The organism is Arthrobacter sp. A2-55, assembly GCF_025548615.1.
Lineage (GTDB): Bacteria > Actinomycetota > Actinomycetes > Actinomycetales > Micrococcaceae > Specibacter > Specibacter silviterrae.
Map to the genome: position 1 here is coordinate 42,021 of NZ_JAJLOZ010000011.1, position 13,508 is coordinate 55,528.

Here is a 13,508-nt window from a genome sequence, read left to right on the forward strand (position 1 = left end):
CGTGAGGCGTGAACGGCGAAGGGTCAGCTGCGGCCGCCCGGAGGCCCCACCACCAGCAGTGCCGTGACGATGGCGGCCACAACCACGGCAAAGCCGGGCACCAGCAGCACGGGCCGGTTGAGCAGCACGCGCAGCGCCTTGCTGCGCAGGGTGTGGTCGCGGGGGTCCGCCGTCGCGGCGGTGCGCCAACCGCCGTCGAGCCTGCCGTGCCTTTCCAGGTGCCGGTCAAAGGGGATCGTGGCGTAGGGCAGGAACGCCGTGGCCATGGCAGCGGCGATCTTCCGCTTGGACCAGTGCTGGTTGGTTCCGACCATCACCGCGCAGAGGATGTAGGCGACAAAGACAATTCCGTGGATGGTGCCGGCAACGGCCACAGGCAGCGGGCCCGCCGTGAAGCCGTACTTGGCCACCATGCCGGCGATCAGCAGGGTCCAGGTGATGGCTTCTGCGGTGGCGAGGGATCGGTAAAAAGTGCGGGGGCTCACGCGGTGTGGTCCATTTCGGGTTGTGGGTTGTGTGGGGCAAGGTGTGGGGGAAGTTCGGGGCGGGCGGCGGCCGTCCGTGCCGCGCGGGCAACGAACACGGAGCCTACCAGGCCGATGAACAGGAAGGCGGCTGCGCCGAGCACGGAGGCGCCGACAGCCTGGGCGAAGCCGCTCGAGAGGGCGTCCACAGCGGTAGGGCCGGCCGCGCCCAGCGGGCCGTGGCTGCCGAGCCGTGCAAGCTGGGGGACCACGCCGCCGGCTGAGTCGCGCAACTGGCCGGCCAGGGTGGTGGCCTGCCCCTCCGGCAGTCCGGCGACACCGCCCAACAGGCCGCCGGCGCGGGTGAAGGCGAAATGTGCCAGCAGGCTGCCCATGATGGCTGAGCCGAGGGCGGCGCCGAGCTGGCGGACCGTGCTTTGCGTGGCCGAGCCCTGGCCGGAGACGCTGGTGGGGATGTCGGCCAGGACGGTGCCCGTGAGCTGTGCCGAGGCCAGCCCCAGGCCCAGCCCGTAGACCACCAGCAGCGCCGCGATGAGCCAGATTGAGGTTGTGGCCGTGATGGACAAACCAAGGACCAGCAGGCCGGCAGTTTCCAGCGCCAGGCCGAGGATGACAACATTGGGCGGGCCCATCCGCGCCGCGAGGTGGCGGGCGGAGGCGCCGGAGAAAAACGCCCCGAGCGCCATGGCCGCGAGCACGAAGCCCGCCTCCAGGGTGCCCAGCCCCAGGATGTTGATGAGGTACAGGGGCAGGACCAGCAGCAGGCCGAACTCGCCGATCGCCACCATGGCGGCCACGGCGTTGCCCCAGGAGAATGTCCCGACCTTGAACAGCGACAAGTCAAGGATGGCGGAGCGTTGGGCCGCGGCGCGGTGCCGTTCCCACAGGATGAAGCCTGCCAGCGCAACGAGGCCGGTGGCCAGGGCCAGCGGCACGATGGAGATCGCTGCGTCCGCCGGCCAATGGATGGGGCCGAGGTCCCGGGCGGCGCCGGCATTCCACCAGCCCAGAGTTGGCCCCTCGATCAATGCGAAGACCAGCAGTCCGAAGCCGACGGCGCTGAGCAGCAGGCCGGGCACGTCCATTCCGGCACGGTCCCCGGGCGATTGGGTTTCCGGCACGAACAGCACGGCTCCGGCCAGGACCAGCAGGCCCAGCGGCACGTTGACGATGAAGATCCACTGCCACGCGAACGACGACGTCAGCCACCCGCCCAGCAGCGGGCCTATGGCGGCCATGCCGGAGATGACGGCGCCCCACACGGCAAACGCCGTGGTTCTGTCCTTGCCAAAGAAGGTCGAATTGACGCTGGAAAGCGTCGCGGGCAGCACGGCCGCGCCGCCCACACCCTGGACCAGGCGGCTGAGGATCAGCCCGGCGGCCCCGTGTGAGAGAGCGGCCAGGATGCTGCCGGCCATGAACAGGACCACGCCGATGATGAACAGCTTCCGCCTGCCAAACTTGTCGCCTAGACGGCCGCTGGTCAGCAGCAGTGCTGCCAGCACCACCGAGTACAGGCTGTTGACCCACTGTGCGTCATTCAGGTCCAGGTGCAGATCGCTGATGATCGTGGGCAGGGACACGCCCACGATGGTGCCGTCGATGACGATCATGGACAGGCCGCCGGCCAGGACGCCCAGTCCCGCCCATTTGTTCCGGGTCCGCTTGCCCGTTGTTGTCACGCCACCCTGCTTTTCCATGCTTTAAGGCTAGTTTGGTGACGGAATGTCAGCATCAATCAAACGGTTGATTCAGCGCCCCGCTGCCCGCCGGCCCTAGGCTTGGACCATCAACACGGGAGGGCCCATGGGACAGGAATGGCAGGAACTGCGCGGCGGCATCCTTGTCACCGCGGCCACCGCCGACCGGGCGCTGGTCAACACGGGCCTTGTGGTGGGGCTTCGGCGCGCACTGGTGATCGACACCGGCTGCGGCCCCCGCCACGGCGCCGAGCTGCTCGCCGCCGTCCGCCGCGTGACGCCGCTGCCGCTGGTGGTGGTGAACACCCACGCCCATTGGGACCACTTCTTCGGCAACGCCGTATTCAAGAACGACGGCGCCACCCAGTTTTGGGCGCACGCCGCCGCCGCGCGTGGCATGGCTGCGACGGGGGAGGCGCAGCGGCAGGAGGCGGCCGGCGTCGAGCCTGGAATGGCGGCCGGGGAGGGCCCGCTGACGGAGTTGGTGCCGCCCACCCGCCTGGTGGGCGCTGATCCCGCGGTGCTGGAACTGGGCGGGGTGTCCGCAACCCTCTTCACGATGGGCCCGGCCCACACCGGCGGGGACCTCATGGTGGGTGTGGAGGGGGTGCTCTTTGCCGGGGACGTGCTGGAGGAAGGTGCAGAACCACAATTTGGGGATGCGGACCGGGCAGGGTGGATACGGGTGTTGCGGACCCTTTCCGGCATGGGTGCGGAGTATCCGCAGATGGTCCCCGGGCACGGGAAACCGGTCACGGCGGCATTTGCGGCGCACATGGCTGACTCCATGGAGGCCGGGCCGGGTCCCGCCCGCCCGGGTCTAGAGTGGGGGCAGTGAGCAAATCAGCAAATCCCGGTGACTTCAGCCTGTGGTCCATCGCCATTCCGGCGTTTGGGCCATCGTTGTTGTTTGGCATCGGCGAGGGTGCCATCCTGCCCGTCATCCCGCTGAGCGCCAGGGACATGGGCGCATCCCTGGCCGGTGCCGCCCTGGTGGTGTCGCTGATCGGCATAGGCTCGCTGGTCAGCAACATCCCGGCGTCCATCATCACGGCCAGGTATGGCGAACGCCGAGGCATGGTGGGGGCCGCCCTGCTGAGCCTGCTGGCCATGCTGCTGTGCGTCTTCTCCGGCAATCTCTGGTTCTTTGGCCTGGGCGTGTTCCTGATCGGTGCTGCCGCTGCCGTGTTCAACCTGGCCCGCCAGAGCTACCTGACGGAGGCAGTGCCGCCCACGCTGCGCGCCCGGGCCATGTCCACTCTCGGCGGGGTGGGCAGGATAGGGCTGTTTGCCGGCCCGTTCATCGGAGCGCTGGTCATCCACCTGGTGGGCCTGACCGGCGCGTACTGGGTGGCAGCCGTCTGCGTGGCCGGGGCCGGGGCGGTGGCCTGGGGCCTGCCGGACCTGGTCAGCGGGGATGGTGCGGCACCCAAGGGGCCCCAACCCACCTTGAAGTACCTGCTCGCCACGCACCGCAAGGTGTTCCTGACCGTGGGGATAGGGGTGTTGCTGGTCAGTTCCGTCCGTTCCTCCCGCCAGGTGGTGGTGCCCCTCTGGGCGGACAACCTGGGGCTCAACCCGGCCGTGACGTCCCTGATCTACGGACTGTCCGGCGCCGTCGACATGCTGGTGTTTTACCCGGCGGGGAGGGTCATGGACAAAAAGGGCCGCATTGCCGTGGCCGTCCCGTCCATGGTCCTCATGGGTGTCTCCCTGCTGCTCATGCCGCTGACCACGGGCGCCGTTTCACTGCTGCTGGTTGCCATGCTCATCGGCTTCGGCAACGGCATAGGGTCGGGGCTCATCATGACCATGGGGGCCGACTACTCCCCGCGCAACGGCCGCGCCCAATTCCTGGGAATCTGGCGTTTCCTGTCAGATTCCGGAGGGTCCAGCGGCCCCGCCATCCTCGCCGGGCTGACGGCAGCCGTGACGCTGTCCTTCGGCATCGCCGCCACGGGATTGCTGGGGCTGGCTGCGGCGGCCGTGCTGGGTTACTGGATTCCACGCAACAAACCCGTGGCCCGCTGAGCCGCCGCCCGAAGCCTGCAGGAAGACCGCCGCCCAACCTCAAAAAGCTGTTGACGCCCCGGCCCGGGCCGCGAATCATGGAACCATGAGCGCACAATTCGAAGCGGTGTGGCAGGCCCTGCGGGACAAGGTGGAGGAGGGTTGGGCGCCCGGAATGGTGGCAGGCATCCGGCACCAGGGGACCACGGAGTACTTTGCAAGCGGCGTGCGCACGCTGGGACGGCCGGAGCACATGCGCACTGACACGCCGTTTCGCATTGCCTCGCTGAGCAAACCCGTGGCCGGGGCCATCGCCGCGTCCATGATTGCCGATGGCACACTGGCACCCGATGACCCCACGGACGTGTGGCTGCCGGAGCTGGCCTACCCCCGCGTGCTTACCCGCCCCGATGCCCCGCTCGACAGCACGGTTGCCGCCACGCACGACATCACCGTCCGCCACCTGCTGACCCTGACCCACGGACTGGGCGCCGTCTTCGCAGACACGCCACTGGCCCGCGCCATCGCAGAATCGGGGATCCTCACCGGGGCCATTCCGCCTGACCTGGAGCCCGGTGAATTCATGCACCGCGTTGCCCGGCTTCCCCTGGAGCACCAGCCGGGGGAGAGGTGGAAATACCACACGGGCAGTGACATCCTTTCCGTGCTGCTGGCCCGCGCGGGCCAGGCCCCGCTGCACCAAATTCTCACCGAACGCATCACCGGCCCGCTGGGCCTGAAGGACACGGCCTTCTTCGCGGACCCGGACGAACTGCCCACCGCCTACCGCCCCGGCCGCGCAGGCCTGGAGGTCCTGGACCCTCCGGACGGCGCCTTCGCGCGGGAACCGGCATTTGAGTCCCTCGGCGGCGGGCTGGTCTCCACCGTGCCCGACTACCTGGCGTTCCTGGCCGCGCTGGCGGACGGCACGCTGCTGCCGGACGAACAGCGACGCGCCATGACCGGCGACCAGCTCACCGATGCGCAGCGCGTAGGCATGGAGGAAGTGGCGGGCCCGGGCACCTCCTGGGGCTGGCAGGTGGCCGTCACCACGGACGGCCGCGATCCGTGGACGGCACCCGGCGGCTACGGCTGGACGGGCGGCACCGGCACCGGCACCGCTGCTTACGTCAACCCGTCGGCGGACTTCATTGGCGTGCTGTTCACCCAGCGCGCCATGGGCGGACCGCAGGATAACTTCAATTACTTCTGGGAGCCCCTGGCTGCGGCCCTGGGAAGCTAGGCCCTGACAACCTAACGGGAAGGCCGGCGTCGAACCTGGAAGGTCAGGAACAGCGTGGCGGCCAGGGCCAGGCCGTAGCCCACGCACACAATCTGCCCCACCCCGGCCAGGAAGAAACTGGTGGTGCTGGCGGCGGGATCGGGAACCACGGAGTGCAGAATCAGTCCCGTGGCCAGCGCGGCAAGCAGCGCGAGGGCACCTGCCGCGGCGCTCCACCACAGGCTCGACGCCCAGTGTTGGCCCGAACCCAGCCACACATTCCACTTCGTGCCTGAACGCAGCACCAGCACGGCGGCCGCCAGCGTCCAGACCGAGACCACGAAGAAGGCGGCCAGCACGTCGGCAGGGCGGTGCCACTGGTTGATCAGCGTGGACACGCCGGCAATGATCGCGTAGCTGCCGCCCACAAATGCTGCGGCCGGGCGCCAGCGCGGGGACACCACCAGAAACACGGCCGCGGCAGCACTGGCCGCCAGCGTGCTGTGCCCGGAAGGGAGCGAATTCAGGGCCAGCGTTGTCACCCCCACGTCCGGCCGGTTCGGCAGCCACACCTTGATCAGCTGGGTGCTCAGGTTCGCCGCGCCCATGGCAACCAGGGCAATCCCGGCGGCCTTCCAGCGGCGGCGCGCCAGGGTGACGAAAAGAACCACGACGGCGGCAATCACCACCGAGGTGACGGGCAGGTAATCCAGGATCTGGGACGTGGGCACCCCAATGATCCGGCGGGCCACGGCGGCCTCCACCAGCGCGGATTCGTCAATGTACTGCCCCGTGGTGCTCTTGACAAAGAAACCGTACGTTGCCACCAATCCAGCCAGGCACATGAGGGCGGCCACCATGAAGGGGGCTGCGGACAGGGGCGCGCGGAGGGAGAGGTGGCTTCCGTGGTGGGTGTTCATCCAGACTAGGATCCCATGGATTCTTGGGAGGAAGCTGGCGGCGCTACAGTGTTCACATGCCGTCCCTGGAAGAACTGCTCGCCTGCGCCCATGTCGTCACGCTGCCCATGCGGGTGAAGTTCCGAGGCGTGCTGGAGCGTGAGGTGCTGCTGCTTGAGGGGCCCGCGGGCTGGGCCGAGTTTGGCCCCTTTCTGGAGTACGACGACGGCGAATCGGCCAGGTGGCTGGCATCGGCCGTGGAAGCGGGCTGGGACGGGTACCCCGCCCCGGTGCGCGGCTGGATACCCGTCAATGCCACGGTCCCGGCCGTCTCCGCCGACGAGGTAGCGAACGTGCTCGGCGCCTTTGACGCCGTGCACACCGTGAAGGTCAAGGTGGCTGAGGCCGGCCAGTCATTGCGTGATGACATGGCGCGCGTGGCATCCGTGAGGCAGCAGCTGCCGCATGCGCGGATCCGCGTTGACGCGAATGGCGGCTGGGACGTGGACCAGGCCGTGCAGGCGCTGGCGGCGATGTCCGTGTTCGGGCTGGAATACGCCGAGCAGCCGGTGGCCACCGTGCCTGAACTGGCCGCGGTGCGCCGCGCCATGGAAGGCTCGGTGCTGATTGCGGCGGATGAGAGCGTCAGGAAGGCCGCCGACCCGCTTGCCGTGGCCCGCGCCGGGGCGGCCGACCTCCTGGTGGTCAAGGCGGCGCCCCTGGGCGGCGTGCGCCGTGCGCTGGACATCGTGGCGGAGGCCGGGCTCCCGGCCGTGGTCAGTTCCGCCCTGGACTCCTCCGTGGGCATCCGCGCCGGACTGGCGCTGGCAGCGTCCCTGCCGGACCTCCCGTACGCCTGCGGCCTCGGCACTGTCTCCCTGATGGCCGCCGACGTGGCCGCCGACAGCCTGGTTGCCGCGTCTGGTGGCATCTCGGTGCGCGATGTCGCCGCGGACCCGTCCCTCCTGGAGCGCTTCGCCGCCGCGCCCGAACGCCGCGACTGGTGGCTGGCCCGCCTCCGCCGCTGCTTTGCCCTGCTGTAGCCCGGCATGGCTAGAGTGGTGGCGTGACGTTACTGAATTCAATGGACGCTGCCCGGTACGTGGTGGATGCACTGGAACGCGGCGGGGTGCGCCACGTGGTGGTGGCCCCCGGATCCCGCAGTGCGCCCCTCGTATATGCGCTCGCCGAGGCCGAAGCGGACGGTCGGCTCACCGCCTATGTCCGGATTGACGAGCGCGTTGCAGGGTTCACGGCACTCGGATTGGCGCAGGGCTCCGGGGCGCCGGCCGCCGTGCTGACCACCTCCGGCACGGCCGTGGGGAACCTGATGCCCGCCGTCATGGAGGCCAACCATTCCGGCACGCCGCTGCTGGTGCTTTCGGCCGACCGCCCCGAGGAACTGCGGGGCACCGGTGCCAACCAAACCACAGTTCAACTGGACCTTTTTGGCGAGCATGTGCGCTTTGCCACTGACGTTGCCGCCGGGGTTGACCCCACCAGCGCCATCGACACGGCGCTCAGTGCGGCCAAGGGACGCCTGGAGGGCATTCCGGCCGGACCCGCCCAGGTAAATTTGGCCTTCCGCGACCCGCTGACGCCCGCCCTTGACGGTTCCGAATGGGAACATTTGGCGCCGGTGGTTGATCCTGCGCCGCTGGTTGAGCCTGGCGAAACCCCTGGATCTCGACAGGCTCGATCAACGGGGCTCCAGGCTCGATCAGTGGAAGTCTTTCCGGCCATCGCCCTGCCCGCCGCCAGGCACCGCACCGTGGTCCTGGCCGGGCACGGGGCCGGTCCGGGGGCGGAACACTTTGCCCGCACCCTGGGCCTGCCGCTGCTGGCCGAGCCCTCCTCAAACGCCCGATTCGGCCCCAATGCCATCGGCCCGTACCGGCTGCTGCTGGACCACTTCGGCCCGGATTCCGCGGCGCCGATTGAACGCGTGGTGGTGTTTGGCCGCCCCACGCTGTCCAGGCCCGTTGCCCAGCTGCTGGCCCGGCCGGACCTGGAGCGGGCGCTCTATGTTCCCCGCCCGGTGGCCTGGTTTGAGGCCGGCCGCCGCCCGGAACTGGTGCTCACGCAATGGGGCCAATTGGTAGGTTTTGCCGGCTGCGGCCCGGACGGCTGGCTGGCGGCCTGGCAGGATGAGGCAGCCGGGGCGGAAAGCGCCCTGGACTCAGCCTTGGACCCTGCCTTGGATTCAGCGCTGGACTCGGCCCACCCTGGAACGCTGTCCGGTCCTGCCGTGGCCCGCGCCGTCTGGGCCCGGGCCCAGGAAGATTCCGTGCGGGGCGACGCCGGCCTGGGCCGGGCCGGCAACCTCATGCTGGGCTCGTCAAACCCCATTCGCGACGTGGATTTGGCGGGACGCCCCGGGCTGGACGCTGACGCCCAGCCCGGTGTCCATGCCAACCGCGGCCTGGCCGGGATCGACGGCACCATTGCCACCGCCATGGGCATAGCCCTGGCCTCGGGATCGCCCACCCGGGTGCTGCTGGGCGATGTCACGTTCTTGCACGACGCCGGTGCGCTGCTGTTGGGTGCGGGGGAGCAGGAGCCGGACATCCAGCTCATCGTCCTGAACGACGGCGGCGGCGGCATCTTCTCCGTCCTGGAACACGGGAGGCTGGCTGCGGCACCCAACTATGCGGCCGCCGTCGAGCGCTTCTTTGGCACGCCCCACACGGCGGAGCTGGGGGCGCTGGCCGGAGCCTTCGGGTGGCGCCACACGCTTGTGCGCACGGCGGCGGAGCTCGCCGCCGCGCTGGCCCCTCCCGTGCGCGGCCGCAGCCTCATTGAGGTCGCGGCCACCCGGGAGGGCCTGCGCGGGCTGCACGAAAACATCCGTGCAGCCCTGAACCGCGGGGCGGCTAAAGGACGCGGCTGAGGAATTCCTGGGTCCGGTGGTGCTGCGGGTTGGCGATGATGTCGCGCGGATTGCCGCTCTCCACCACCACCCCGCCGTCCATGAACGTCAGGGTGTCGCCCACTTCGCGGGCAAAGCCGATCTCGTGGGTGACCACGATCATCGTCATGCCGGACTTGGCCAGGTTCTTCATGACCTCCAGGACGTCACCGACCAGCTCCGGGTCAAGGGCGGAAGTGGGCTCGTCGAAGAGCATCAGTTCCGGCTCCATGGCCAGGGCCCGGGCAATGGCAACGCGCTGCTGCTGGCCGCCGGAAAGCTGTGACGGGTAGAAGTTGGCGCGGTCGGACAGGCCCACCATCTCCAACAGTTCCAGCGCTTTCAACTTTGCCGCCGACTTGGACTGGCGCTTGACCTGCGTGGGTGCCTCAATCACGTTCTGCAGCGCGGTCTTGTGCGGGAACAAGTTGAAGCGCTGGAACACCATGCCAATTTCCCGGCGCTGGGCCGCGATTTGCTTGGCGTTCAGGTCGTGCAATTTGCCGTTGACCTCGTGGTAGCCGATGAGGTCGTCATGGACGTAGATCCGGCCGGCGCTGATGGTCTCCAACAGGTTGATGCAGCGCAGCAGCGTCGACTTGCCGGAACCGGACGGACCGATGATGACGGAGACTTCGCCCTGCCGGACGGTCATGTCAATGCCCTTGAGGACATGGTGGTCGCCGAAGAGCTTGTGCACGCCCTGGATTTCCACGAGCGGCTTGGTCCGGGCCGTGGCCTGCTCTTTCAATGGTGCGGTCTCGGTCATGACTGGCCGCCTTCCGTGGTTCCACCGGACGTTTCCACCGGTTTTGCGTGCGCTGCGGCCACGGCCGCCGTGGCCTTGACGGGTGCCTTTGTGACGTTGTCCACGCCCTTGCCGAAGTGGCGCTCAATGTAGTACTGGCCCACCATCAGCACCGAGGTGATGACGAGGTACCAGAATGCGGCCACCATCAGCAGCGGGATGGGCAGGAACGTCCTGCTCGCCAATGCGTTGGTGACGAACGTCAGGTCCAGGGTGAACGGGACAGCCAAGACCAGCGAGGTGGTCTTGAGCATGCCGATGGTTTCATTGCCCGTGGGCGGGATGATGACCCGCATGGCCTGTGGCAGGATGATCCGCCACATGACCTTTGAGCGGCGCATGCCCAGCGCCTCGGCAGCTTCCATCTGGCCGTTGTCCACGGACTTGAGCCCGGCACGGAAGATCTCCGCGAGGTATGCCGATTCATTCAGGCCCAGGCCCACGATGGCGGCAACGGTGGCGTTGATGACAGTGGCCGTGTCCCAGGAAAACAGCTCAGGTCCGAAAGGGACCCCCACAATGATCTTTGGATACAAGGCGCCCACGGAGCCCCAAAAGAGGAGCTGGGTGTAAACGGGAGTGCCGCGGAAGAACCAGACCCAGACCCAGGAAACGTACCTGAACAAGGGATTGTCCGACTGGCGCATGAACGCCAGGAGGATGGCCAGCACAATGGCAATGACCATGGAGGTGACCGTCAGGATCAGGGTCCACCCCACGCCCTGGATCACCAGCACGTCGAAGAGGTAGGTCCGGAAGGTGCCCCAGTAGAACTTGGGGTTGGTGGTCATCGACTGGATGACCAGCACCAACACCAGCAGGATGACGGCGGCCCCAACCCACCGCCACGGGTGGCGAACGGGAACTGCATCAATCAGTTCCACGTCGACACCCGCGTGATGGGAAGGCCGGCGCGTGAGGAGACGGCTCAACGGTTAGCCCGCCGTCGGGTTCAGCACGGCCTTGGGCAGGGCGCCGTCCGTGTTGTTCCAGTTCGTGAGGATCTTGGTGTATGTGCCGTCCTGGATCAGCTTGTTCATGACCTTTTCAACGACTCCGGCGAACACTGTGTCCGTCTTGGCAATGGCAATGCCCTGCTGTGCGGAGTCATAAACGGCACCCAAGGTCTCAAGCTGCCCGTTGGTCTTGGCCAGGGCATTCTTGATGATGGGGGAGTCGGCGCTCATGGCGTCGATGGTGCCGCCCACCAGGCGGGTGGTGACATCCGTCTGGTTCTTCAGCGAAACAATGGTGATGGCGGGCTTGCCGGCCGCCACGCACTTGGCCGAGCGGTCCTTGACGTCGGGATCTTCCTCAACCGTTCCCGTCTGGACGCCCACCTTCTTGCCGCAGAGGTTGTCCATGGTGATGCCCTTGGGGTTGCCCTTCTGAACCGCCCACAGCACGCCGGCGTTGAAGTAGCTGACGAAGTTCACGGCCTTGGAACGCTCCGGGTTGATCGTGAAGGAGGAAATTCCCAGATCGTACACAGTGCCGAGCTTTGGCAGGATGGAGGAGAAGTCGGCTGTGTGGACCACGGCCTTCTTGCCCAGCGTGGCGGCGATGGCCTTGGCCAGGTCGACGTCGTAGCCGATGGGGGTTTGGCCGTCCTTGTCCAGGAATTCGGCCGGCTCATAGGACGTGTCGGAGCCAACGTCAATGGTGGCCTTGTCCTTCAGGGCTGCCGGGAGCAGGGCAATAAGTGCATCATCCTTGGCCACGGTGCTGGGGTCAAAGGTTGCCGGGGCGGACGCGCCGTTGGAGGACCCTGAGCCTCCGTCCTGGGATGCGGTGGTGCAGCCTGTCATCGCCAATGCGGCGACGGCGGCGACAGTAGCCAGGCGAACGGTCAGCCTAGTTGAAATTTGCATGTTTTACCCTTTGTTTCTTGGCTGGAGCAGAGCGATGGAATCTAGTGTAGCGCCCTGTGATTTGCATCACGGTAAACGATGTTTCACTATTGAACAACTTTTTCGGCCGCTTTGCAAGGGGTCGGGGAAGGACGCTGTCTGTAATTCCGGACTCTGTTAGCCGTGCAGTCCCAGGGCTTGGAGCATGGGACGGAACTTCGCCCATGTCTCCGCCAATTCGGCCTCGGGGTCTGACGCCTCCACAATGCCCGCTCCGGCGTAGAGCCGTGCCTGGTGGGGCGATTCCAGCACTGCTCCGCGCAGGGCGATTCCCCACTCGCCATTGCCGGCACCATCCAGCCAGCCAACGGGACCGGCGTAGGGGCCGCGGTCCATTTTCTCCAGTTCCAGAATCAACTTCCCGGCGTTGTCCCGGGGGGTGCCGCACACGGCTGCCGTGGGGTGCAGGGCCTCCACGAGGGCCAGGGACGTGGGCAGGTGGCCGTCAATGCCTGCCAGCTCGGCCGTCACGTCGGAGGCCAGGTGCCACACGTTTGGCAGTTCAAGGATGAACGGAACAGCCGGGAAGGACAGGTCGGTGGCGAACGGGGCCAGTTGCCGGGTCAGGGACCGGACGGCAAAATCATGCTCCTGCCGCTGCTTGTCGGAGCCGCCCAAAACGGTGGCGGCGAAGTCCACGGAGCCGGCCGGCTCGTCCTCCCGGTCCAGGGTGCCGGCCAACACCCGGGCCTGGGCCGTGGTGCCGTCCACCTTGATCAAAATTTCCGGCGTGGCGCCCACCAGCCCGCGCACCCCGTACGTCCAGCATTCCCCGTACAGTGCCGTCAATCGTTGCAGGATTGAGACACGCCGCAGCGGTTCGGCGAACGTGGCCACCACATCGCGGGCCAAAACCACCTTGTCCAGGCCGCCTTCGGCAATGGCCCTGACACCCGCGGTGACGGATTCCTTCCACTCCTCCTCGCTGAGCGCGCCTGAGGTGAGCGAACCGGCGGAGGCGCCCTCCGGCGTCGTGCCTGTGGCTTGGAAGGCGGACTCGCCGGACGCCAGTGCCGCACACAGCAGCGCGTGTGCGGAAGCGGAGGTGGGCGCGGTGCCGTCAACCGTCAGCTGGGTGAGCCAGGCCGTGCCGTCGCGGAATCCCACCACCAGTGCCGGGATGACCAGTACGGATGGGTGGGAGCTGGTTTTGGAGAAGGCAAAGGAGCCGAAAGCCAGGGCCCCTGTGCCTGGGATGCGGACGGGGTCCTGGACCTGGGCTTGGGCGAGCACCTGCTTCCACCACTCTTCGGCGTCGGCAAAGCGTTCCGGGCCCGTGCCGGAAAAGCTGGCAATTTCGCCAAAACCGAGCAGGCCCTCACCGCGTCGCAGCCAGCAAAACGCGTCGGTGCGGAGCAGTTCGGCGGGAGAGGTGGCGGAATATTCACCCAGTGCAGCGGCGTCCAGGGCCGTGGTCAGGGTGCGCAGCGCGGGCGTGCCGGGGGATGCAGTCATGATGGATCAAGATTACTCGCTTGGGGCAGCCCGGCGTTGGCGGGCCGTGGGATGGCCCACAGGTACCCAGGCCCGATGCACGAACACGGGCAAAGTTTGAGACACTTAGGG

The 13,508-nt window shown here is 67.7% G+C and carries 12 protein-coding genes; 5 read left to right on the forward strand and 7 right to left on the reverse strand.

The features are described 5' to 3' along the window. Positions 1–23 precede the first annotated feature (23 nt). Positions 24–485 (reverse strand): DUF3817 domain-containing protein, encoded by a 462-nt coding sequence (locus LPN03_RS05140; protein ID WP_262453374.1) that lies wholly within the window; start codon positions 483–485, stop codon positions 24–26. Beyond that, positions 482–2,185: an MFS transporter gene (locus LPN03_RS05145; RefSeq protein WP_262453375.1), complete on the reverse strand. Its 1,704-nt coding sequence runs from the start codon at positions 2,183–2,185 to the stop codon at positions 482–484. Before LPN03_RS05145 ends, LPN03_RS05140 begins: the two co-directional genes overlap by 4 nt. 106 nt (positions 2,186–2,291) lie before the next feature. Between LPN03_RS05145 and LPN03_RS05150 the strand changes: the two genes are divergently transcribed. The 3 genes from LPN03_RS05150 (at position 2,292) to LPN03_RS05160 (ending at position 5,438) form a co-directional block, all read left to right on the forward strand. Beyond that, entirely contained in the window at positions 2,292–3,023 is a 732-nt protein-coding gene (locus LPN03_RS05150) for an MBL fold metallo-hydrolase (protein WP_262453376.1), read from the forward strand. Further along, complete coding sequence (locus tag LPN03_RS05155; RefSeq protein ID WP_410468563.1) at positions 3,020–4,216, forward strand: MFS transporter; 1,197 nt, start codon at positions 3,020–3,022, stop codon at positions 4,214–4,216. Before LPN03_RS05150 ends, LPN03_RS05155 begins: the two co-directional genes overlap by 4 nt. 85 nt (positions 4,217–4,301) lie before the next feature. Continuing rightward, positions 4,302–5,438: a serine hydrolase domain-containing protein gene (locus tag LPN03_RS05160; RefSeq protein WP_262453378.1), complete on the forward strand. Its 1,137-nt coding sequence runs from the start codon at positions 4,302–4,304 to the stop codon at positions 5,436–5,438. A gap of 11 nt (positions 5,439–5,449) precedes the next feature. Here LPN03_RS05160 and LPN03_RS05165 read toward each other — a convergent pair whose 3' ends face one another. Further along, the gene (locus tag LPN03_RS05165) at positions 5,450–6,337 is read right to left on the reverse strand and encodes a phosphatase PAP2 family protein (protein ID WP_262453379.1); all 888 of its coding nucleotides are present in this window, start codon (positions 6,335–6,337) and stop codon (positions 5,450–5,452) included. 56 nt (positions 6,338–6,393) lie between these two features. On the opposite strand from LPN03_RS05165, the gene LPN03_RS05170 reads away from it, so the two are divergent. After that, entirely contained in the window at positions 6,394–7,359 is a 966-nt protein-coding gene (locus LPN03_RS05170; RefSeq protein WP_262453380.1) for an o-succinylbenzoate synthase, read from the forward strand. Positions 7,360–7,400: 41 nt separating this feature from the next. Next, entirely contained in the window at positions 7,401–9,206 is a 1,806-nt protein-coding gene (menD, locus tag LPN03_RS05175; protein WP_262453394.1) for a 2-succinyl-5-enolpyruvyl-6-hydroxy-3-cyclohexene-1-carboxylic-acid synthase, read from the forward strand. On the opposite strand, the gene LPN03_RS05180 is transcribed toward menD, so the two are convergent. The 4 genes from LPN03_RS05180 to LPN03_RS05195 all read right to left on the reverse strand — a co-directional run bounded on the left by LPN03_RS05180 (position 9,190) and on the right by LPN03_RS05195 (position 13,397). Continuing rightward, entirely contained in the window at positions 9,190–9,993 is an 804-nt protein-coding gene (locus tag LPN03_RS05180; protein ID WP_165182069.1) for an amino acid ABC transporter ATP-binding protein, read from the reverse strand. The genes menD and LPN03_RS05180 overlap by 17 nt on opposite strands. Next, positions 9,990–10,916 (reverse strand): amino acid ABC transporter permease, encoded by a 927-nt coding sequence (locus tag LPN03_RS05185; RefSeq protein WP_262453381.1) that lies wholly within the window; start codon positions 10,914–10,916, stop codon positions 9,990–9,992. The genes LPN03_RS05180 and LPN03_RS05185 overlap by 4 nt, the downstream gene beginning before the upstream one ends. 51 nt (positions 10,917–10,967) lie before the next feature. Beyond that, positions 10,968–11,903 (reverse strand): ABC transporter substrate-binding protein, encoded by a 936-nt coding sequence (locus tag LPN03_RS05190; RefSeq protein WP_262453382.1) that lies wholly within the window; start codon positions 11,901–11,903, stop codon positions 10,968–10,970. A gap of 156 nt (positions 11,904–12,059) precedes the next feature. After that, entirely contained in the window at positions 12,060–13,397 is a 1,338-nt protein-coding gene (locus LPN03_RS05195; RefSeq protein ID WP_165182071.1) for an isochorismate synthase MenF, read from the reverse strand. Positions 13,398–13,508 lie beyond the last annotated feature (111 nt).

Coding starts and splice junctions, on each gene's coding strand:
- LPN03_RS05150 (WP_262453376.1), top strand. CDS start 2,292: ATGGGACAGGAATGGCAGGAACTGCGCGGCGGCATCCTTGTCACCGCG.
- LPN03_RS05165 (WP_262453379.1), bottom strand. CDS start 6,337: ATGAACACCCACCACGGAAGCCACCTCTCCCTCCGCGCGCCCCTGTCC.
- LPN03_RS05170 (WP_262453380.1), top strand. CDS start 6,394: ATGCCGTCCCTGGAAGAACTGCTCGCCTGCGCCCATGTCGTCACGCTG.
- LPN03_RS05195 (WP_165182071.1), bottom strand. CDS start 13,397: ATGACTGCATCCCCCGGCACGCCCGCGCTGCGCACCCTGACCACGGCC.
- LPN03_RS05160 (WP_262453378.1), top strand. CDS start 4,302: ATGAGCGCACAATTCGAAGCGGTGTGGCAGGCCCTGCGGGACAAGGTG.
- LPN03_RS05145 (WP_262453375.1), bottom strand. CDS start 2,185: ATGGAAAAGCAGGGTGGCGTGACAACAACGGGCAAGCGGACCCGGAAC.
- menD (WP_262453394.1), top strand. CDS start 7,401: ATGGACGCTGCCCGGTACGTGGTGGATGCACTGGAACGCGGCGGGGTG.
- LPN03_RS05190 (WP_262453382.1), bottom strand. CDS start 11,903: ATGCAAATTTCAACTAGGCTGACCGTTCGCCTGGCTACTGTCGCCGCC.
- LPN03_RS05180 (WP_165182069.1), bottom strand. CDS start 9,993: ATGACCGAGACCGCACCATTGAAAGAGCAGGCCACGGCCCGGACCAAG.